This window comes from Rhizobium lentis, from assembly GCF_014200175.1.
Lineage (GTDB): Bacteria > Pseudomonadota > Alphaproteobacteria > Rhizobiales > Rhizobiaceae > Rhizobium > Rhizobium mulingense.
The window spans coordinates 1-18,670 of sequence record NZ_JACHBD010000013.1 but is presented as its reverse complement, the minus strand read 5'-3'; the positions used below and the strand labels follow the sequence as shown (position 1 = coordinate 18,670).

14 protein-coding genes and 5 pseudogenes are annotated in these 18,670 nt (G+C 59.5%); 11 read left to right on the top strand and 8 right to left on the bottom strand.

Annotated elements, in window-relative coordinates; all coding sequences use genetic code 11:
• The first annotated feature begins 85 nt into the window (after positions 1 to 85).
• From trbL to GGI60_RS25980, 6 genes and pseudogenes are all read left to right on the top strand, one after another.
• A complete protein-coding gene (gene trbL, locus GGI60_RS26005) occupies positions 86 to 1,267 on the top strand; it encodes a P-type conjugative transfer protein TrbL (RefSeq protein WP_183919332.1) in 1,182 nt (393 codons plus the stop codon).
• Positions 1,268 to 1,291: 24 nt separating this feature from the next.
• Positions 1,292 to 1,943: pseudogene (locus GGI60_RS26000) on the top strand (conjugal transfer protein TrbF).
• Positions 1,944 to 1,957: 14 nt separating this feature from the next.
• Positions 1,958 to 2,770 carry a P-type conjugative transfer protein TrbG gene (gene trbG / locus GGI60_RS25995; protein ID WP_088396714.1) on the top strand — a complete coding sequence of 271 codons (813 nt, stop codon included), beginning with the start codon at positions 1,958 to 1,960 and terminating at the stop codon, positions 2,768 to 2,770.
• 2 nt (positions 2,771 to 2,772) lie between these two features.
• Complete coding sequence (trbH, locus tag GGI60_RS25990) at positions 2,773 to 3,210, top strand: conjugal transfer protein TrbH (protein WP_088396713.1); 438 nt, start codon at positions 2,773 to 2,775, stop codon at positions 3,208 to 3,210.
• A 10-nt stretch (positions 3,211 to 3,220) separates the two neighbouring features.
• Positions 3,221 to 4,516 carry an IncP-type conjugal transfer protein TrbI gene (gene trbI, locus GGI60_RS25985; RefSeq protein ID WP_183919324.1) on the top strand — a complete coding sequence of 432 codons (1,296 nt, stop codon included), beginning with the start codon at positions 3,221 to 3,223 and terminating at the stop codon, positions 4,514 to 4,516.
• Between the two features lie 271 nt (positions 4,517 to 4,787).
• Positions 4,788 to 5,492, top strand: coding sequence for an autoinducer binding domain-containing protein (locus GGI60_RS25980; protein ID WP_183919326.1), 705 nt, complete (start codon positions 4,788 to 4,790; stop codon positions 5,490 to 5,492).
• A gap of 3 nt (positions 5,493 to 5,495) precedes the next feature.
• On the opposite strand, the gene GGI60_RS25975 is transcribed toward GGI60_RS25980, so the two are convergent.
• Entirely contained in the window at positions 5,496 to 5,816 is a 321-nt protein-coding gene (locus tag GGI60_RS25975; protein ID WP_183919327.1) for a transcriptional repressor TraM, read from the bottom strand.
• Positions 5,817 to 6,022: 206 nt separating this feature from the next.
• Here GGI60_RS25975 and GGI60_RS25970 point away from each other — a divergent pair, with 206 nt between their 5' ends.
• Entirely contained in the window at positions 6,023 to 6,286 is a 264-nt protein-coding gene (locus GGI60_RS25970) for a helix-turn-helix domain-containing protein (RefSeq protein WP_088396709.1), read from the top strand.
• A 436-nt stretch (positions 6,287 to 6,722) separates the two neighbouring features.
• Here GGI60_RS25970 and GGI60_RS25965 read toward each other — a convergent pair whose 3' ends face one another.
• The 4 genes and pseudogenes from GGI60_RS25965 to traA all read right to left on the bottom strand — a co-directional run bounded on the left by GGI60_RS25965 (position 6,723) and on the right by traA (position 12,384).
• Entirely contained in the window at positions 6,723 to 7,346 is a 624-nt protein-coding gene (locus GGI60_RS25965) for a TraH family protein (RefSeq protein ID WP_183919329.1), read from the bottom strand.
• Positions 7,347 to 7,361: 15 nt separating this feature from the next.
• Positions 7,362 to 8,518 (bottom strand): annotated as a pseudogene (locus GGI60_RS25960) (conjugal transfer protein TraB).
• Complete coding sequence (gene traF / locus GGI60_RS25955; RefSeq protein ID WP_088396707.1) at positions 8,508 to 9,074, bottom strand: conjugative transfer signal peptidase TraF; 567 nt, start codon at positions 9,072 to 9,074, stop codon at positions 8,508 to 8,510. Before traF ends, GGI60_RS25960 begins: the two are co-directional and overlap by 11 nt.
• Positions 9,071 to 12,384, bottom strand: a pseudogene (gene traA, locus GGI60_RS25950) (Ti-type conjugative transfer relaxase TraA). Before traA ends, traF begins: the two are co-directional and overlap by 4 nt.
• Before the next feature lie 255 nt (positions 12,385 to 12,639).
• Between traA and traC the strand changes: the two are divergent.
• The 3 genes and pseudogenes from traC (at position 12,640) to traG (ending at position 15,070) form a co-directional block, all read left to right on the top strand.
• Positions 12,640 to 12,936, top strand: a complete 297-nt coding sequence (traC, locus tag GGI60_RS25945) for a conjugal transfer protein TraC (RefSeq protein ID WP_088396705.1) — start codon at positions 12,640 to 12,642, stop codon at positions 12,934 to 12,936.
• Between the two features lie 4 nt (positions 12,937 to 12,940).
• Positions 12,941 to 13,156, top strand: coding sequence for a type IV conjugative transfer system coupling protein TraD (traD, locus tag GGI60_RS25940; protein WP_170961519.1), 216 nt, complete (start codon positions 12,941 to 12,943; stop codon positions 13,154 to 13,156).
• Positions 13,149 to 15,070: pseudogene (gene traG / locus GGI60_RS25935) on the top strand (Ti-type conjugative transfer system protein TraG). Before traD ends, traG begins: the two are co-directional and overlap by 8 nt.
• Before the next feature lie 140 nt (positions 15,071 to 15,210).
• On the opposite strand, the pseudogene GGI60_RS25930 reads toward traG, so the two are convergent.
• A pseudogene (locus GGI60_RS25930) lies at positions 15,211 to 15,914 on the bottom strand (aquaporin).
• A gap of 1,210 nt (positions 15,915 to 17,124) precedes the next feature.
• Here GGI60_RS25930 and GGI60_RS25925 point away from each other — a divergent pair.
• Positions 17,125 to 17,580 carry a phasin gene (locus GGI60_RS25925; RefSeq protein ID WP_054186405.1) on the top strand — a complete coding sequence of 152 codons (456 nt, stop codon included), beginning with the start codon at positions 17,125 to 17,127 and terminating at the stop codon, positions 17,578 to 17,580.
• Positions 17,581 to 17,751: 171 nt separating this feature from the next.
• Here the strand turns inward: GGI60_RS25925 and GGI60_RS25920 are convergent, their stop codons facing one another.
• Complete coding sequence (locus GGI60_RS25920; RefSeq protein ID WP_245303179.1) at positions 17,752 to 18,030, bottom strand: DUF5334 family protein; 279 nt, start codon at positions 18,028 to 18,030, stop codon at positions 17,752 to 17,754.
• On the bottom strand, positions 18,021 to 18,164 hold the full coding sequence (locus GGI60_RS32670; RefSeq protein ID WP_210191828.1) for a YHYH domain-containing protein: 144 nt from the start codon (positions 18,162 to 18,164) through the stop codon (positions 18,021 to 18,023). The genes GGI60_RS25920 and GGI60_RS32670 overlap by 10 nt, the downstream gene beginning before the upstream one ends.
• Positions 18,165 to 18,670 lie beyond the last annotated feature (506 nt).

The following is an 18,670-nucleotide window of genomic DNA, read 5'->3' as shown; positions in this document are numbered from 1 at the left end:
ATGAGCGTCGCGCCACGGTCTTTGATCCCTCGAGAGATGATCCCACCTCTGGCGGGCATAAAATGAAGGTCGAATGGTGATCATCATGGGCGCCACAACAAGCTTCCGTGTGCTGCGAGCCGCGGTGTTGGTCGCCGCACTTACGGCGGTGGCAGCTCAGCCTGCATTCGCCCAAGAAGGATCGGTGCTGACATCACTTCAAAAACAGATCACGACGGCTGCCAAAGGGTGGGAGACCACCGTCATGGATGCTGGGAAATCGTTGTTCTGGATTCTCGCGACGATCGAGATTGGCATCGCGGCCGTCTGGCTCGCAATCCAGGCCGCGTCACTTGATAGTTGGTTCGCAGAGTTGGTGCGACGGATCATGTTCGTCGGCTTCTTCGCCTTCGTGCTCGCGCAAGGGCCAGCCTTCGCCAAGGCCGTGGTCGACAGCCTATTCCAGATTGGCGCCGGCGGTGGAACTGCTTCACCTGCCGACGTCTTCAATGCCGGCCTCGCCGTCGCAACTAAAATGTCGGAGAAGATCCAGTTCGGCCTCTTCGAGGACAACGCGCTCGCAATCTCGGCAGCTTTCGCCATGGTCGTCGTCGTCATCTCGTTTTCGCTTGTTGCAGCGATTTTCGTGAGCGTGATGGTGGAGATGTATATCGGTCTGCTCGCGGGGATGATCATGCTCGGGCTTGGCGGATCATCCTACACCAAAGATTTCGCGATCCGCTATCTGGTCTACGCCTTCTCGGTGGGAATGAAGCTCATGGCGCTTGTCATGATCTCGCGTATCGGATCGGAGGTCCTGATCGGGCTCGCGAACCAACCTGATATCGGTGACCAGTTTCAGACAGCATTGGCGATAGCCGGTATAGCCGTCGTCGTCTTCATCATCGCGATCTACGTCCCCAACATCTTGCAAGGCGTGGTGCAGGGGGCATCAGTTTCCGGAGGGATGGAGGCCATTCGCCACGGCGGACAAGCCGCGTCCTTCGCCGCCGGCGCAGGTTTTCTCGGAGCAGGGGCGGCGGGGGCCGGGTTTTCGGCGGGCCAAGCCGCTCGAGCTGCGGGCTCGTCAGTCGTGGGCGCGGCCTTCAAAGGCCTTGGCGCCGGCATCGGTTCTGCTGGCAACGCTGCGGGATCCGCAACCAAGGAGAAGGCGATCGGCTCGCCCGGCGCCTATGCGGGGTCGATCCTCGGGCTCGCAAACGCCAAGCTTGATGAAAGCCGCAGTGGGCACAGCGCCGCCAAGCGACCACCCGAACTCAACGACTAGCAAGAAACAGAAATGGATGGATCCATGGCAGCAAACAGCGCTCCCGAAAGCCCGTATCTCGCCGCACGCCAGGAATGGTCGGAACGATATGGCTCATACGTCAAAGCCGCAGCCGCCTGGAGACTGGTCGGGATCCTCGGCATGACAATGGCTGTGATCGGCTTCACTTACGCCTTATATCTAAGCGCACAGGTCAAGCTCGTGCCCTACATTGTCGAGGTCGACAAACTTGGGACGTCGGTGATGGCCGGCTTTCCAGCGCGAATTGAATATGCCGACGAACGCGTGGTCCGCGCGACCATCGGCAACTTCGTGAGCAGCTTTCGCTCCATTACACCGGACGCCGTGGTCCAGAAGCATTATATCGACCGGACCTACGCACTCCTGAGGACTTCGGACCCGTCCACGGAGAAGATCAATGCCTGGTTCCGTGGCAACTCGCCATTCGAGAAGGGGAAGACGTCGACGGTCGCGATCGAAGTCAACAACATCGTCGCGCTCTCCAACCAGACATATCAGATCGACTGGACCGAATATGAGCGCGACCGCAAGGGAAAGGAGATGGGCACGGGGCATCGCCACGGTCACGCTGACCACGCCTCAGGACGAGGCGACGATCCGGGTCAATCCGATCGGCCTTTTCGTCCGTGATTTCGACTGGACGGCACAGCTTTGATGCGGGGAAATTAAATGAACAGAACAGGATTGATCATGGCCGCCGGCTGCATTGCAGGGCTCGCTCTTGCGAGCGGCACATTGGCGCAAGGCATGACCTCGAACGAGGCGAAGGGAACGAGAATTTCCAGGACGTGGCGCGGAACGGCCGGTCTCGTCACGACCGGTCCGGATGGAAAGGTCATCTTCCTGTTCGGCGAAACCCAACCCTCGGTCGTCTGCTCGCCGCTGCAGGTATGCGATATCGAGTTGCAGGGCGGCGAGATCGTCCGCGACGTGCTTGTCGGCGACACGGTGCGATGGAAGGTCGAGCCGGCGACGTCGGGCGCGACCGGTGGGCAGGCCATCCATTTGGTCGTCAAACCATCCGAAGCCGGGCTCCTTACCTCGATGGTGGTTACGACGTCGCGACGCACATACCATATCCAGCTCAAGTCGCATCCGACCCAATACATGGCCCGCATCGGTTTTGAGTATCCCGACGATGTCTCGATGAAGCTCGGCGACATCAATGCGCGGCTGGAAACCGGAGGCATTCAAGGCGCCGCGCCCGATAAGCTTAACTTCTCCTATTCGGTGAGCGGCACCGCCGCCTGGAAACCAAAACAGGTCTATTCCGATGGAGCAAAGACCTACATTCAGTTTTCAAAGGCGATCGCTGGCCAGGACGCTCCGGTCCTCTTCGTCGTCTCGGGCGGTCAGAACCGCATCGTCAATTTTCGCATGAAGAATGACATGATGATCGTCGACTACGTGGTCGACAAGGCGATCCTCCTTTCCGGCGTCGGATGGCGACAACAGAAGATCACGATCAAGCGGGGAGGGTGATCATGCGCAAGCTGCTGTTAGCCTCGATCGCCGTCGCCTTCTCTTCCGGTTGCCAGACGGCCGATGAAGCATTGACCACCGGTATAACACAGAGGGCTGTCACCGGACCGGCCACAAGCGCCGTTGCCGGTGACATGGCCGGTCGGTTGGCCGAGCAGATCGGCTCTGCCAGAGTGACGACGATCCAGATGAACAACGACCAATCCGAGTTTGCGACCGCGCTTGAGGCGGCCCTCAAAGGATGGGGATACACCGTCGTTACAGACAACAAGATCGGCAAGGACATCAAGCCAGTCGAGCTTGCCTATGTGATCGACAGCATTGAGGGCCAGGTTCTCGCGCGGATGACCACCGCTTCCATCGCGATCAGCCGCGCCTACAAGCCGACAGCGGATGGCGCCACGCCAGCGGGTCCTCTTTCGGTCATGCGGCGCAATTGAAGAGGAGACCATGGTGCAATCGCTTCAACTTGGCGCATCCGGCCAGGCCGACGATCAAAACGGCATGCGTCGCCTCAACCGTCTACCGATCATCGTCACCATCATCTTGGTCGTGCTGTTTTGCGGCATTGTCGTGACCGGCCTGTCGTGGCGAGGACTATCCTTCAACCGCGGCAACGACATCGACAGCGCCTCCAATACCCCGGCGACAAATTTCGGCGAACAGCTCAAGCGTGGGGTTCCAGACGGCATTATCGGCGAGCCGGTTGAACGCGAATCGTTTCAGCCCACGCCCGTCATCGAGCAGAAGGTCGAGACTGAAGAGCCCGTTCCCGAGCGGCGGCCGGTGGACCGGGACCCGCGTTCCGGTATGGAGTCCGAGGAGGAATGGAAGGCGCGTCTGAAACGCGAGCAGGACGAACAATATATTCGGGAAGAGCAGCGCCAGCTGATGGCGAGGCTACAGGCGCGCGCAACTGCATTGGACTCGCCGCTAAAGGTGAATGTGTCTGACGCGGAAGAGGCTGCGGCGAACACCAACGATACTGCTCGACAGACTGACAGTACGACGAACGACGCCTCCGATCTTTATGCGGCTGCGATGAGATCGGGGTTATTGGGACAGAATGTCGATGGGAACGCCCAGGCCTCAAAGGAGGACTTTTTCAACCAGGATATCAAAGACCTCGGTTATCTGCCCAATCAGGTTGTGCCGCAGTTGTCGCCGTATGAGCTCAAGCGGGGGGCGGTCATCCCGGCCACGCTGATCACCGGCCTGAATTCCGACCTACCGGGACGCATTACCGCGCAGATCAGCCAGAATGTCTATGACAGCGCCACGGGACACCGTCTTCTCGTGCCGCAGGGCGCCAAGCTATTCGGCCGCTACGATTCGAAAATCTCCTTCGCTCAGGAGCGGGTTCTCGTCGTCTGGACCGACCTCATATTCCCGAACGGTTCGACGCTGCAGATCGGCGGCATGGCCGGCACCGATGCTGAAGGCTACGGCGGGTTCAAGGACAAGGTCGATCGCCATCTCTGGCGGACTTTTGGTTCAGCCGCTCTAATCGCGCTGATCGGAAGCGGGATCGAAATGTCGGCGCCCCAGAGTTCGACGCTCGCAAGCCAGGAATCCGCCTCTGACGCGGCAAGGAGCAATTTCGCGGAAAGCTTCGGCCGTGTGGCTGAGCAGACGATCTCGAAAAACCTGAACGCCCAACCGACCATCCGCATACGCCCCGGTTACAAGTTCAACGTTCTTGTCGATCAGGACATCGTTTTCCCGTCGGCCTATAGCGGCCCGTAACAGCCAAGACGATAGCTGCAAGCGAAGTCCGCGGCTTGGCGGCGGTAAAATCTTCCATCTTATGGTCTTGTTTTAGATCGACCAGAGCTTGAATACGCGCAGAACGTGAGTAGACATATCGGTGAGCGACTGTGGCATGCGTCCCACGGCTCTCATGAATCCGAGATTGGTTGACCTTGGGCCGGCTCTTCGCCGGCCTTGATGACAAGGGCGGCCAAGTTGCGGCGAGATCAGGGCCCTAGCGGCACGGGAGAAGGCAGGATAAAGGTCAATGGACGAAGACTTTCGCTCACTCATCGACATGGCCGAAGCCGCGCGCGATGAACGTATGATCAAGAAAGCGGTCAAGAGCTTTGCGCATGCATGTGGGTTCGACTATTTTGCGTATCTACAAACCGAAGGCGCTGAAGTGAAAACGTTCAATTCTTACCCTGAAACTTGGGAGGGGATTTACCTTGCCCGTCGCTACGCGCGGATCGACCCTGTGGTGACGGAGGCCAAGCGCCGCATGGACATGTTCGCCTGGACCTCCGACGACTGGCCGGCTCGCGGTTCTTCGGAACTCCGGCAGTTTCGCGACAAGGCAGTCGAGCACGGTATTTGTAGTGGAGTGACCATTCCCGTCGAAGGAAGCTATGGGTCGACAATGTTGCTGACATTGGCGTCATCGGAACGAAAGTCGGAAATACCGAAATTGCGTGATGCTCGAAAGGCAATGCAGGGGGTCATGGCTGTCCATTACAGCCTGAAGATCGTTGGCGCGACGACGCTCGTGGCTCCAAGACAGGCGCTTTCCCCAAGGGAGGGGAGGTGCCTGATGTGGGCGATGAAGGGGAAAAGCGCGCCGGAAACCGCCATGCTGACGGGCATCAACGCGAGGACGGTACAGCACTACTTGGACAGCGCGCGCCGAAAGTTCGAGGCCAAGACCGTTCCCCAACTCGTCGCAATTGCCAAGGACCGTGGCCTGTACTGACCGTCAGCCCTCCTCCTCTGACGAAATAAATGGAATATAGCCGAGGGCGTCGATGATCTCGGAAAGCTCTTCCTGCTGGTCCTGCGCCTTCTTCTGCCTTAAAAAATATTCGTCCTGCAAAGTCTGGAGAACATCGCTCGATACGGTGGGATCGCGGCTGGCGCTGAGCCATTCTTCGTAAACAGCCTCGTCGGCGCCAAGCATACTGCGGTGTTTCAGCAATGCTGAGACGGCCAGCGCCTCCAGTTCAGTTTTCGTGAGTGAACTATAGCGAGAAGCTCCCTCGTTTTCTTCGGGCTCTCCGGACGCATCACACTCGCTCATCCGCTTCTCCTCACACATCGTCCCCACTCTTCAAACGCTACTCACCGCAGTATATCGTTTGGGCCGCCGGTGTACGGCCCTGATCGCCATCATCCAGCTCAATCGACTCAAAGATTAACGCGCGGCGGCCACCAATAGCACGCGCCAGGCGGAATCGGAACTATACTTCCTAGAACAATAGTTCGGATTCAGGTTCCGCTCATGTCATGGATCTCAACGAGGTCATGGCGATGAACTTGCGTCGAATACGCCATGGCAAAAAACTGACGCAGGAAGAACTGGCCTACCGAACTGGTCTGAGCATGCGTCATATTGGTGCCATCGAACGTGCCGAGACGTCCGCAACCCTCACTGTCCTTGGCCAGATCTCTGACGCCCTTGGTGTCGATCCATCGGATTTTTTAGCAAGAACAAGTCCGACCTGCCGTGGCAACGCCCCCATCAGCTCTGGGTGCGCCAACCGGTCGTAAATTTCAGCACATTCCTCATCTCGAAGCTGTTGCACCGTTTCGCGGGCGCGTTCGCGCTACGATTGCTCAGCCAGTGTGAGCGAAAACGGTATCGTTGGAGCCGACCGCATCTCAAGGCCGAGGGTCCTTCGCCGTACAGCCTGTAGGCAACTATAGTGTGCTGACCTGACGCGCTTCCGCAACTGCAGAAATTCGCGCGATGACCAATTCCTGGATGCGCTGACACGCGAATCCTCCTGCGCTCTTTGGACCGTTTTACCTCTGTTCGAAGCAGGCGATCGTCCATTTGACATGATCATGCATTGGACGACAGATATAGCATTGGGGAGGCAGCCGGCGAGTGGACATGGTCCAAAGTGGCCAGCGTTCCGTGGCATGGTGGCGCCGGGACCAAGCGAGGTCGGGACGTTTACGCGATCAATCGAGATACAGAGACTTAGAGGCCTTTTTGACCGCCGATCCTCGACAGATCAATCCGCATTCCGGCTTTGCCGACTTCTTCCAACTCCTGAGGTTCCGCATCGGTCTGGGAGGGGGTGGCTTCGTCCACGAACTCAGTCTCCCCGCCGTCCTTCAGCTCGGTCTGATTAATGATAGCGCCGCCTGGATCATCCGCCTGAAACACCCCTACCCCTTCGAACACGCCGGTTTTCCAGGCGTAGACCGAGTCCTCGAAAATCTGCGGAAAAACATCGTCGCTTTTTGGATTGCCGTACCATTTGGCGACGATCCTGATGATCTTGGCGAACATAGCCGTTCCCTTGCGCAGGTTCTGGCAGACGTCGATTAAATCTGGTTTGAGATCCGCCAGGTCCTTGACCCCCACACCGGCCGGAAACTGCGTCAGACCGACACGAACGACAGCCTTGCCGGTATATTGACGCACGATGTCCATCGCCTCGTCAGGTGATTTGGCCTTCGGCACCAGGATCAATCGGCCGCCCGATCGGACGGTCACCGCGAGAGGATCGGCAGAGCCCGCGGCAGTGACGAACTGTTCGACGATCGCGGGTGTGAGTGAAGGGTCGGCGCAGTCTTTGATTTGGGCCGCGTCGAGCATGGGACCTCCTCTGCATCAATTGTTGAAAGAGAAAACCAGCGGCTTGGCAAACAGTTTTGCCCAGGCGGCGGTACTGGCGCGCTGGATCGCGACGATGGACGTTCCCTTGGTCCACCAGCCGTTGCCGACAGCAACGATCAAGTCCGGACCTCCGAGCATCGATTGCAACACCGGCCAGACGATCAGTTGCTCGTAGCAGATCAGTACCGCCACCCGGCTGGAGCCGAGTGTCACGACGGGATTTGCGAAGATGTGCGATTTCGCGCCGGCGTTGCCTCCGAAGAGGGGCTGCCAGGGCTGCCACATCGACCCAGGGACAGGCATCCGTTCCAGGTAGAGGATCCGACTGCCACCCGCCGATATTGCGACAATCACATTATCGTATCCGGCCGCGTCGACGACTGCCGCACCCGCGAGAACGGTAGTGTCATGTCCTTCCAGCCCGCGTCTCCATAGCCGCTCTACTGTTGGCGTCCAAAAGCCCAACGCACTTTCCGGGAGGATGAGTCTTCGAGCACTGTCGGACGCTCGGTCAAGCACCGTTGCAATCAGATCACGGTGACGAACCATGCTGGTATCCCGCCCAAGCGAGGCACCCAATTCGAGATCGACGCCCCGCCATTGTTCGGGTAGCTTCGGATCGGTCCAGAAAGCGGCGGACCAGACCCAGAAGGCAGTAAGGCCTATGGCGACAGCTGGCCAGAGGCGGGAAACGAGGCCCGCCAGGCCGGCTGTCGTGACGGCCAGTCCCCACCATCCCCATCCCGGAAACACGACGCCTGCAGCCGTGATTGGATGCGCCCAGCCGGTAATGCCGAAAGGGGGCACTGCCACTAGGAGCGCGGCCAGCGAGTTGGTCGACGACCAGCATCCTTCGTCCACAGCAGCGCGTGCACTGCCACAAAGCTTGCGGAGGCAGCCAGCCACAGCAGCAGGCCCGGCCAGATATCCGCTGCATAGAAGGTGGCCACGCCTTGCGGCAGGCCGCGTGACGCCGACAGGAAATATGCGGCGGAAACCAACGTTACCGTCGATCTCGTTCTCGACAGCGACCAGAAGACGGGAAAACCGAGCGCCACCGGCAGCAACAGCATGTGGCCACTCCATGCGACCGTTCCGACCCCGAGCGAGGCGATGACAAGCAGTGTTGACCACCCCCAATTATGGCGCATAGGTCAGCATCTCGCGCGCCAGACCGACAATGGCAGATGCCGGCACAGGCCCGAAGTAGCGCGAATCGAACGAGCCGGCGAAGGCGGAATGCAGGAAGACGTCACCGGGCGGCACCACGCCGCCGGAAAACCGTGTCAGCGGCCGACCTTCTCCATCTTTTCCCGAGACCGCGGAAGCACGAACCGAGCGCCCATCGACCCTTACCTCGTTCGCGACCTCGACCCGCTGACCGCCGACCGCAGCCACCGACTTGATCATCGGGGCGAGATGGCCGGGGCAAAGGCCGGAGCGGAGGTAACCCCGAGTTCTCGCTTCGCGCATAGTGGCTGTGTCTGGCGGGCAGATGAACACCAGGTCGCCAACGCGTGGCGAACGGTTGAGGAGGACGATCTGCCAGAGGCCGAGCGGCTCGCTCGGCGTCAGGTTGACGCGATAGCCACCCAGGTAACCACCCAATGACATCAGCGCGGCGGCGCCCGCTGCAACTGACAGAGTGCTGGCGGCTCGCCTTCGCTGGGCAGAGGCTCGTGTGTGTGTTCGAACTTGAAGCGTCATTTAAGCGAGAGCCCCTGGCTCCTCGTTTGCCGCAGCGTCACAGTCTGCTTAAGTGCTTCGGTCGTGCGCTCATGCGTCGAAAGTTGCTGAAGCGTGCGCATAGCGCTCCAGGCCGTTTGCACCTCCGCCTTTTGCCCCGCAGACATGCTTGAGGTCACTGACTGGAAGGTCTGACCGCTCGTGTCCTTGGCCGCAAGCTGCAGGAAGGTGCGTTCCCCGAAACGTTCCGATACGGCTCTCGCAAAGCCTTCGAGTTCGGCCTTCACCAAGTTGTCGGCGAGCGCGTATTCGAGGCCTGCGGGAAGATCGTTGCGATCGATGGCGTCACGGACGCGTTCGAGCGTTTGTTTTGCCGCCGGCGACAGCGCTGGAATGTCTAGGGAGACCTTCAGGCGGGCAGCGTGCTCCTCGGCTTCATATTTGTGTTCCGCCTCCGTGCGCTGAAGCAGATAGCGTTCCAGGTTCCGGGCAAGCGCCGGTGCATTGGTGACGGCCATTTCTCGGGCCTGCTTGTCGGCGCGGCCGGCAAGGAGCCCAGTCTTACCTTTCAAGGCACCAAAGCTCTCCGGTTCGGAACCGATCCTGGCAATAGTGGATTTCGCCGCAGCTTCGTCCTTCAGCATCGCCTCGACGTTGACGGCCTTGAACGCTTCTTCCGGCTGAGCGTAGACGAGATGGAAGCGCCCCGAGACTTCCTCCCATTGCTTCTTCAAGCCGGGGTCGGCGGCAAGCCGGTCTTCGACGGCCTGTTCCAGCGATTTTGGGAACGTGGTGATGCCCGATACCATGGGTTTTGCCTTCTTGATGCTGCGCGGTTGAGTAGTCTTGGCCGCGCCGGCGGACAGACCAAGCCTGCCGGCGATCGCCGCCAGACGTGCGCCAAGCTCGGCGAGCTTCGACTTTTGCCGGACGGTCCACGCAAGGCGGTCGCGAACGACAGTGCGTGCGACGTTAACGAGGTGAAGACCACGGGCCTCGGCGAATCGAAGGGCTTGGGCGTAGAAGCGGCCGCTGGCGTAGTCGAGCGTTGTTTCCTTGGCTTGTCTGCGCGACAGGATCGGGCTCAGTCCGCCTGCCTTGGCAAAGGATCGCCGGCCGTAATACAGGCCAAGGTCTTCGCGATGACGCGTCATGGCAACGTAGGTGAGATGGCGGTCAAGCGAGAGGGACGCCAGTACTTTCACGCGATCGACGGTGGCACCTTGGCTCTTGTGGATCGTGGTGGCATAGCCGTGATCGAGATTGGCGTAGAAGCGTTGCTCGACCGTGACCTGGCGGCGGTGCTCGCCTTCTCCGACTTCCGCGACGATGCGCCCGGGCCCTGCCTCAAGAACCTTCGCGAGCATACCGTTCTTGACGCCGAGCGAACCCTCGTTTTTCAGGAACACGATCTGGTCGCCGGCTGCAAATTTCCGGTGTCCGTCTTCGGTTCGGAAGGCAAAACCCTCCGCGACGAGACCGCGCTCGACGAGCGTTGCCCGAGCCATTTCGTTAAGCATGCGCACGTCGCGACGCAGATGGGCGAGGATTATCGCTGTTTTGGCAGGATCGTAGTCGCGGTTCCAATCGGCGATCAGTGCCTGCAGGGCATCAGCCTTCAGCTCGGCTCCGTGGACACGGCCCTGCGCGCGATAGGCTTCCACGGCTCTGCCAATATTTCCGCGGGCCAGATCGAGCGACGCGTCGCGCATCCATTGCAGGCGCTGGCGATAGATGGTTTCGAGCTCGGCATAACCGATGCGATCGACAATGGCGCGGAGGGCAGCTCCGGCTTCGATCGGCTGCAGCTGTTCCGGATCTCCGACAAGCACCAGTTTGGCGCCAGACTGGGTTGCCGCTTCGACGAACAGCGCCATCTGCCGCGACGACACCATGCCCGCTTCATCGAGAACGAATACGGTCTTGTCGTCGAGCTGACTACGGCCCTGGTTCCAGCGCAGTTCCCATGATGACAGCGTGCGGGAGACAATTCCGGCTTCCTTCTCCAAACCCTCGGCGGCCTTGCCCGCAAGCGCCCCACCGACAACGCGATAGCCGGCGGCTTCCCACGCTTCGCGCCCCGCCTTCATCGTCGTCGTCTTGCCGGCACCGGCACGTCCGATCACCGCGGCGATGCGCTCGCCGCCAGTAATATGTGCGATCGCCGTCTTCTGCTCGTCCGAGAGGCGCAAGTGACGCGCGAAGGTGGCTTCGCGCACAGCTTCCGCAATCCCGTGAGAGGAGCGTTGAGCCAACCAGATCGCGCGGTTGGCCATCTCCGCCTCGAGCCGGATGAGATCCCGCGTCGTGTAGCGCGCCGGCTCGCGTCGGCCGCTTGAAAGTTCGATGCGTTCGCGTTCGAGCCGGAGCGTCTCCGGGCTTTGCAGGATCCTTGCCAACAGATTTTGAAAGAGGCCAGCGTCGTCGATATTGCGGTGGAGGATCTTGGCGACGTCGCGTTCGTCGAAGACGCTCTTCTCCCGCGTGATCAAGTCGAGCACGAGCTCGGGGCGGAGCTGGATGCGGCGGGAGTTTTCAGCCCGGCGCTCCTCCAGCAGCTCCAGCCGCTCCAGCGAAATATCCCGCTCGGCTTCTTTCGACTTCCGTTCGATCGCCTTGGCGCCGACACCGAGGTGGACGGTCGGCGCGAGCTCGATCCCCTGCTTCTCGAAGGAGCGGCCGTCGACGCGGAGGTCTAGGCCGGCAAGAGCCAGGTGCCGGTTCTGACAGGCGAACCAGCCGTCGCGAAGGGCGTTGAAATCGTCGAGGCTGCCGGCCCAGACCTCGTAGACGATCTTGCCGGCATCGTTGCGCAGAGGATTGCCGTCAGGGCCTGTCAGTGCGACCTTCTTGGCTCCGAAACTATCTTCGGTCAGCGGCCGGAGCGTCGTCATCAAGTGCACATGCGGATTGCCGGGTGCGTCGTGATAGACCCAGTCGGCCACCATCCCCTTCGATCTGATGTACCGCTCGACGAAATCCCTCACCAGCCCGATGTTCTGCGCGGTCGAGAGTTCCACCGGCAGCGCAATGGTCACGTCCTTGGCGAGTTGGGCATCGACACGTTTCTCGAAGGTTTCGACGCTATTCCAGAAGGCCTCGGAGGCCCCGGAGACGGAGCGATCGGTAATCATCGCCCGCAGCCATTGCGGTGCATCGACCGGGACCACGAACTCTTCATGCAGCAGGCCCTGCTTGCGCGTGTAGTCAATCGCACGGGCCTCGCGCTCGTATTCCATCTTCGCGCAATGCCGGTAGGCCGCCGACAGCACAGCGCTGCGGCCGGAGCCGCGGGCGACAATGCCCTGACGGAGAAATGAGGGACGGCCACAGAGGAGTTATCTCCCGATTGCGAGCAAAATCAACTTGTTCGGCAGCGAGATCGGCCCCGCCAGGCGCTATCAAAAGGACGTCGCGTCAGCGACGTATAATTGCGCCCTTCGGATGCCGCCCTTGTCGAGCGGCCGGGATCATCCAGGAAAGCATCGCCCTTGGCGATTGTAGTATTCACAGTAGTGCGTTCCGCACCGACATTCGGAAGATGGGTCCGAAAGACTAGCTTTCGCACCCAAGGAGACATCCGGACATGAAGAAACCTACCTCGAAAATCCGCGACGAAATCGCCAGGCTCCAAGAACAATTGAAGCTCGCCGAGACCCGGGAGGCCGAGCGGATCGGCCGGATCGCGCTGAAAGCCGGGCTCGGCGAAGTCGAGATCGACGAGAGTGAATTGCAGGCAGCGTTCGAGGAACTGGCGAAACGATTTCGCGGAGGCAAGGCCCGTCCGAACGGAGGGAAAGGCGCCTCCAACAATGGGGAGGGGGGCACACTCTCCGCGCAACACCCGCCTGGCGCGGCTGAGGGCAGGACTGGCGAGGCTTGAGCGAATGCGAAGATCCACGACATCCGACGCCCGCAAGAAGGACACACGCGAAAAGATTGAGCTCGGCGGCCTTATCGTCAAGGCGGGGCTGCGAGACGAGAAGCGCGCGCTACTGCTCGGGCTCCTCATTGATGCCGCCGCGCGACTGAAGGAAGACGCACAGGAGCGCTCACGGCTTGCCGTTATCGGTGCTGTGGCGTTTAGAGAGACCCATGAATAGGATCGTGCTGTTCGTTGCACCCTCAACTTTGATGATGCTGGCGGCCATCGGAACGACAGGGATCGAACACTGGCTCGCCCCTTTCGGCAAGAGCGATGCCGCCCGGCAGATGCTCGGCCGCGCCGGTATCGCTCTGCCCTATGTCGCCGCGTCGGTCGTCGGCATCGTCTTCTTGTTTGCGAGCGCCGGCTCGGTGCGGATCAAGACGGCCGGATGGGGCGTTGTCACCGGCGCGATAGCCGCGCTCCTCATTGCTGTCATGCGCGAGGCATCGCGACTCTCCGCGTTTTTCGAACAAGTCCCGGCCGGCAGATCGATCTTCAACTATCTCGATCCCGCAACGGCGATCGGCACCACCACGGTGCTGATGTCGGCGCTGTTCGGCGTGCGGGTGGCGATTGCCGGTAATGCCGCATTCGCCAAGGCCGAGCCGAAACGCATCGTTGGAAAACGGGCTCTGCACGGCGACGCGGACTGGATGAAACTATTACTAGCCGAAAAATTGTTTCCCGAGACCGGCGGAGTCGTCATCGGCGAGTGCTATCGCGTCGACCGCGACAGCACTGCATCCCAGCCGTTTCGCGCCGGCAGTGCCGAGACCTGGGGAGCAGGTGGCAAGTCGCCGCTGCTTTGCTTCGACGGCTCGTTCGGCTCGTCTCATGGCATCGTTTTCGCCGGATCGGGCGGCTTCAAGACGACGTCAGTCACGATTCCGACGGCGCTGACATGGGGCGCTGCGCTCGTCGTCCTCGATCCGTCGAACGAGGTCGCGCCAATTGTGTCGAAACACCGTGGCAACGCCAACCGCGACGTCTTCGTCCTCGATCCGAAGCAGTCGGAGATCGGTTTCAACGCGCTCGACTGGATCGGCCGCTTCGGCGGAACGAAGGAGGAGGATATTGCCTCCGTCGCATCGTGGATTATAAGCGACAGCGGTGGCGCCCGTGGGTTCGCGACGACTTCTTCCGCGCCTCGGCCTTGCAATTGCTCACCGCGCTGATTGCCGACGTTTGCCTCTCCGGCCACACGACGGAAAGCGACCAGACGCTCCGGCAAGTACGCAAGAACTTGTCCGAGCCCGAACCCAAACTGCGAAAGCGGTTGCAGGAAATCTACGACGATTCAAGTTCAGATTTCGTGAAGGAAAATGTCGCGGCCTTCGTCAACATGACACCGGAAACCTTCTCGGGCGTCTATGCTAACGCGGTCAAGGAAACCCACTGGCTATCCTACCCGAACTACGCCGCCTTGGTGTCGGGAACGAGTTTTACGACGGGTGATCTTGCAGACGGAAAAACGGACGTGTTCATCAATCTCGATCTCAAGACGTTGGAGACGCATTCGGGCTTGGCGCGGGTCATCATCGGTTCGTTTCTAAACGCGATCTACAACCGCAACGGCGAGATGCGGGGGAGGGCGCTCTTCCTCCTCGATGAGGTGGCGCGCCTCGGCTACATGCGCATCCTGGAGACCGCACGCGACGCCGGCCGCAAATATGGTATCATGCTGACCACGATCTACCAGTCGATCGGCCAGATGCGCGAGACCTACGGCGGTCGCGACGCTGCCAGCAAATGGTTCGAGAGCGCAAGCTGGATATCCTTTGCAGCGTTCAACGATTCCGAGACCGCGGACTACATCTCGCGCCGTTGCGGCATGGCGACCGTCGAGATCGACCAGATCAGCCGCAGTGTTCAGTCGAAAGGATCGTCGCGCACGCGATCGAAGCAACTCGCCGCCAGACCCCTGATCCAGCCGCATGAGGTGCTGCGCATGCGGGCCGACGAGCAGATCGTCTTCACCGCTGGCAACCCGCCGCTCAGATGCGGACGCGCGATCTGGTTCCGCCGCGACGATATGAAGGCCTGTGTTGGGACCGAGAAAATTCTACCGGTCAATTGCACTAGAGAGTAAATTGGCGGCAGCCTCAGCTTTATGGTGCGCGAGCAGTCAAAATCTCGAAGCGAATGTGTCTGCGCTCGCTTATCCTTGCCGCGCTTCCGATTCTACAGCACCGTTGCGAAAACTGGGGCCGGGCGAGGGCAGACCGATATTTAAGCTCGATGGGCCGCACGAACTTTGCGCAGACTTTGCGGCTTGCTTGACGCGAGGATCCCCCTGAGCTGAAGAAGGCCGGCTGCAACAGCACCGAGCATTGGCGCAAATATATAAAGCCACAGTTGAGAGAGTGCCGCCCCTCCTGCGAAAAGTGCTGGGCCGATCGATCGTGCTGGATTCACAGAAGAACCAGAAACCGTGATACCGCCAAGGTGGACCGCAACTAAGGTAAGTCCAATCGCCAATCGTGCGACAGCGCCCCCCTCTGCCGTGCATTTGAGGAATACAGTCACGAACAGGAACGTGGCGATGAACTCAAAAAGGAACGCGGCTCTCCACCCATAGACTATCCAGCCGGTTTGAGCGAAACCTTCTATGGTGATATCGTAGCCGTCGACCTTTTCCATAGCGATAAGGTAGAGCGTGCCCGCCGCCGCGATAGCTCTGCACATTGAGCAGACGCATACCCGACAAAGTCCCACGCTCTCAGTCGGCGCGACACAAGGAAACCCAGGCTGACCGCCGGATTAAGATGCGCACCCGAGACTGGGCCAATCGTGTAGGCCATAGCAACCACGGTCATTCCGAAGGCTAAAGCGACACCCAGCAGGCCCACCTCTAGACGCATATAGAGCAGTGTGCCGCAGCCGAGGAAGACAAGCGTAAAGGTTCCGAAGAATTCGCAAACATACTTTTTCATGTTTCACTCCATTAATTAGACCCCGCGAAATTTTTCGGTGTCATCCTCGTGCCGCCAAGCGTTCCACACGCACCGAACCAATCATCGTGTCAGGTTCTGAAACTCCGCTCTTGATTTAAAATCAGTCCTCGTCCGACGAGGCCGGCATCAGAGCCTTTGGTCAAGCGGAGTATTACCAAAACCAGCAAATTTCGTACCAAATGAAAATCGCATCACGGCGTCACTCCGATGGCTTCGGTCTTACGTTCGAAACGTGTGATGAACAGGATCTGCAGGCGCATGCCGTTTCCGAGCCGAATGGACCCAAGCTGGGCTACGAACAAAGCGCCAAGCGCCCATTCAGGCTGTCGAACGAACAGCGACGCTTTTCATGGTCTCCAAGCTCGGAAGGTGGCGCAACAGCAGGACTGGGACAAGGTTTGATAAGCGCGCGAGGGATACGTTCGCGAGAAGTCGAGCTGCCCCCGGTCAAGACAGGCACACGATCCTTGGGCCTCGCCGTAGTTCCAATCGGTTCAGCTGTCTCGTGGCCCTCGGCGATGAACCGATTATCCGGTTGCCAAGGCAGATGCCCCGTGATCGGATCGCCACACATCGTGACATTCGTGTCCCATGCCGGTTCCGCGGATGCGGATGCGGCGGTTTCTACCCAGATGACGGCCGGTGTAAAGAAGGCACTGCGCTTGCACGCAATGTCTCGCGCAAGCTGACCGTCAAGGCAAACACCAGTGCGCGGCTGACGGAGGCACTTGCGGCGAGGACCGCAACGTCACTTTCCACCCCGCAGGCTCAATACGATCCGGCACAGGACGATCCTGAGCGCGATTGAATTACATGCTCATTCGCTTGTCCCGATCTCAGCTGTCCACATGTCTCGCAAATGTCGGGCACCCGACACCTATTGTCGAATTGTCGAGATTAGAACGTTTGTTCGCCGGTCTCTCCGCCAAATACCGATCAATCCGCCCATCGATAAACAAAAATCATCTTCTTGGAGCGTCTGAGCAGTTGGCATGGTGTTTGCTGATCCCTGGTTACAAGCGGCAGAAAGCAGTCTGCATGATGCCGGTTCATGAAACGAACGGAACGGAGGCCACATGACGGTTCGTCATCGGCCCGACGTTCTACCAAGCGGCCTGCATAGTCCGCCGGCGGAAGGGGCAATCCCGACGTCACAGCTTGCAACCAACTCAATGAGAAGGAAAACGCTATGACCAAGATTTCCGAAAGATCCTTTGAAACGATCGAAAACCCGGCGTCATCGCCGCTCAAGGTGCCAGATCAGTTCGGCGCATCCGTTGAAAAGGGGAACAAGCAGGTGACAGAGGCTTTTTTGAAATTTGCGTCCGGCGCTGAAGCGACACAGAAAATGCTGCCTCCGATCCTCGAAACGACAAGTCTGTTCGGCAACGAATTGTCGTGGAAGACGATCGCTGCACTGCAGGCCGACGCCGAGGCCGGCTTCTCGCATCTGCAAGCTTTGCTTAGCGCAAATTCGCCGTCGCAGGTCCTCGAACTGCAGTCGACCTTCCTGCGCAAGCGGGTTGAGACAAGTTTGCAGCACGCCAAGGAATTCCGGGTACTCGCAAGCAGGACGGTGGAGGAAATCTCAAAGCCGGTCAAGGATGCTTTTGACAAGGTGCTGACGGACCTCAAGGCGACGTAAAACTGAGGAGACATCTAAATCGCCTGGACGGATCGTGATCGAAGCTTCTTTTGAGGAGTTTAAGACTATCTTTGACGAGTTGGTCATTGGGAGAGGATAGCTCCGCGGCAAAGACACCAATCGCTATGGCAACGATAGCAGCAGCCGCCCTTTTTAGGGCGGCCCACTTTATCAGTCGTCCATTTCAAAGGTGCGGTATTCGCCGCTTTCGTTGTCGTAAACCTCGACCTCGACCGAGCCTCCAGAACGCTGGATGCTTTGGACATCAACGTCACGGTACTCGCCCGCTTCGTAGTCGTAAACCTCGACGGTCTGTCCCGATCTGACTAGATTGCCTTTGCCAATCTCGACCGCACCGCCAGAATCGCTATCTACACCATCCCAGGCGAAGGTGTTCGCCGGAAGCGATAGCGTCAGGACGGCGGCCATCAACAACGATTTCAATGGCAATGGTAATCTCCGGTCTTGTGATTGGTGTGGCAGCCGTTTGAATCCGTTCCGCCACTGTGAGCGGAAGCTGCCGAGACAGACAGCGAGAACGTGGACCATACAACCAAGATTGCAATTGCGATTGCGATTTTCATTTCTAACCCCGACGGCAACAGGTGGGTGCGAGTTAGCTCGCCGCGCCTCGCGGAGTTGCCCAGAGAGTTGGATGCCCCACCCAAGAAGCATCTAATTCAATTTACACTAATGAGTCGAGCACATTAGTACGAGGAACTACAATTTTGAGTATGGTAATTCGGTGACGTTCGATCCAACCTCGTGAACAGCCTGCGACGGAGTAACCTTTCGCAACAAGATCGTGCACACGCCGCGCGCAGCGGATGTCTGGTCAGGACTGGCATGGTCGCTGCGTTATCGCTTGCACCACGGCCGAGGCGCCGGCGGGCAGCTCATTCTGACAGACAAAGGCCTTGCGGTCAGAATGCCATGAAGGGGTGCGTGGGCACGAGCGCGTTGTCGAAAGCAGCAAACCCCGCAGAGAATTCGTTCGATCGAGCCGGCGCGCAGTGCAACGAGCAAGGCCGATCGAGGACAATGAAGAGTATCAGAGAAATCAGCATAGCGACGCCCAAGGGGCGGGATT

Bases quoted from the DNA above. Each gene is read 5' to 3' on its own strand.
- trbL (WP_183919332.1), top strand. From the start codon at position 86: ATGGGCGCCACAACAAGCTTCCGTGTGCTGCGAGCCGCGGTGTTGGTC.
- trbG (WP_088396714.1), top strand. From the start codon at position 1,958: ATGAACAGAACAGGATTGATCATGGCCGCCGGCTGCATTGCAGGGCTC.
- trbH (WP_088396713.1), top strand. From the start codon at position 2,773: ATGCGCAAGCTGCTGTTAGCCTCGATCGCCGTCGCCTTCTCTTCCGGT.
- trbI (WP_183919324.1), top strand. From the start codon at position 3,221: ATGGTGCAATCGCTTCAACTTGGCGCATCCGGCCAGGCCGACGATCAA.
- GGI60_RS25980 (WP_183919326.1), top strand. From the start codon at position 4,788: ATGGACGAAGACTTTCGCTCACTCATCGACATGGCCGAAGCCGCGCGC.
- GGI60_RS25975 (WP_183919327.1), bottom strand. From the start codon at position 5,816: ATGAGCGAGTGTGATGCGTCCGGAGAGCCCGAAGAAAACGAGGGAGCT.
- GGI60_RS25970 (WP_088396709.1), top strand. From the start codon at position 6,023: ATGGATCTCAACGAGGTCATGGCGATGAACTTGCGTCGAATACGCCAT.
- GGI60_RS25965 (WP_183919329.1), bottom strand. From the start codon at position 7,346: ATGCTCGACGCGGCCCAAATCAAAGACTGCGCCGACCCTTCACTCACA.
- traF (WP_088396707.1), bottom strand. From the start codon at position 9,074: ATGACGCTTCAAGTTCGAACACACACACGAGCCTCTGCCCAGCGAAGG.
- traC (WP_088396705.1), top strand. From the start codon at position 12,640: ATGAAGAAACCTACCTCGAAAATCCGCGACGAAATCGCCAGGCTCCAA.
- traD (WP_170961519.1), top strand. From the start codon at position 12,941: ATGCGAAGATCCACGACATCCGACGCCCGCAAGAAGGACACACGCGAA.
- GGI60_RS25925 (WP_054186405.1), top strand. From the start codon at position 17,125: ATGACCAAGATTTCCGAAAGATCCTTTGAAACGATCGAAAACCCGGCG.
- GGI60_RS32670 (WP_210191828.1), bottom strand. From the start codon at position 18,164: ATGAAAATCGCAATCGCAATTGCAATCTTGGTTGTATGGTCCACGTTC.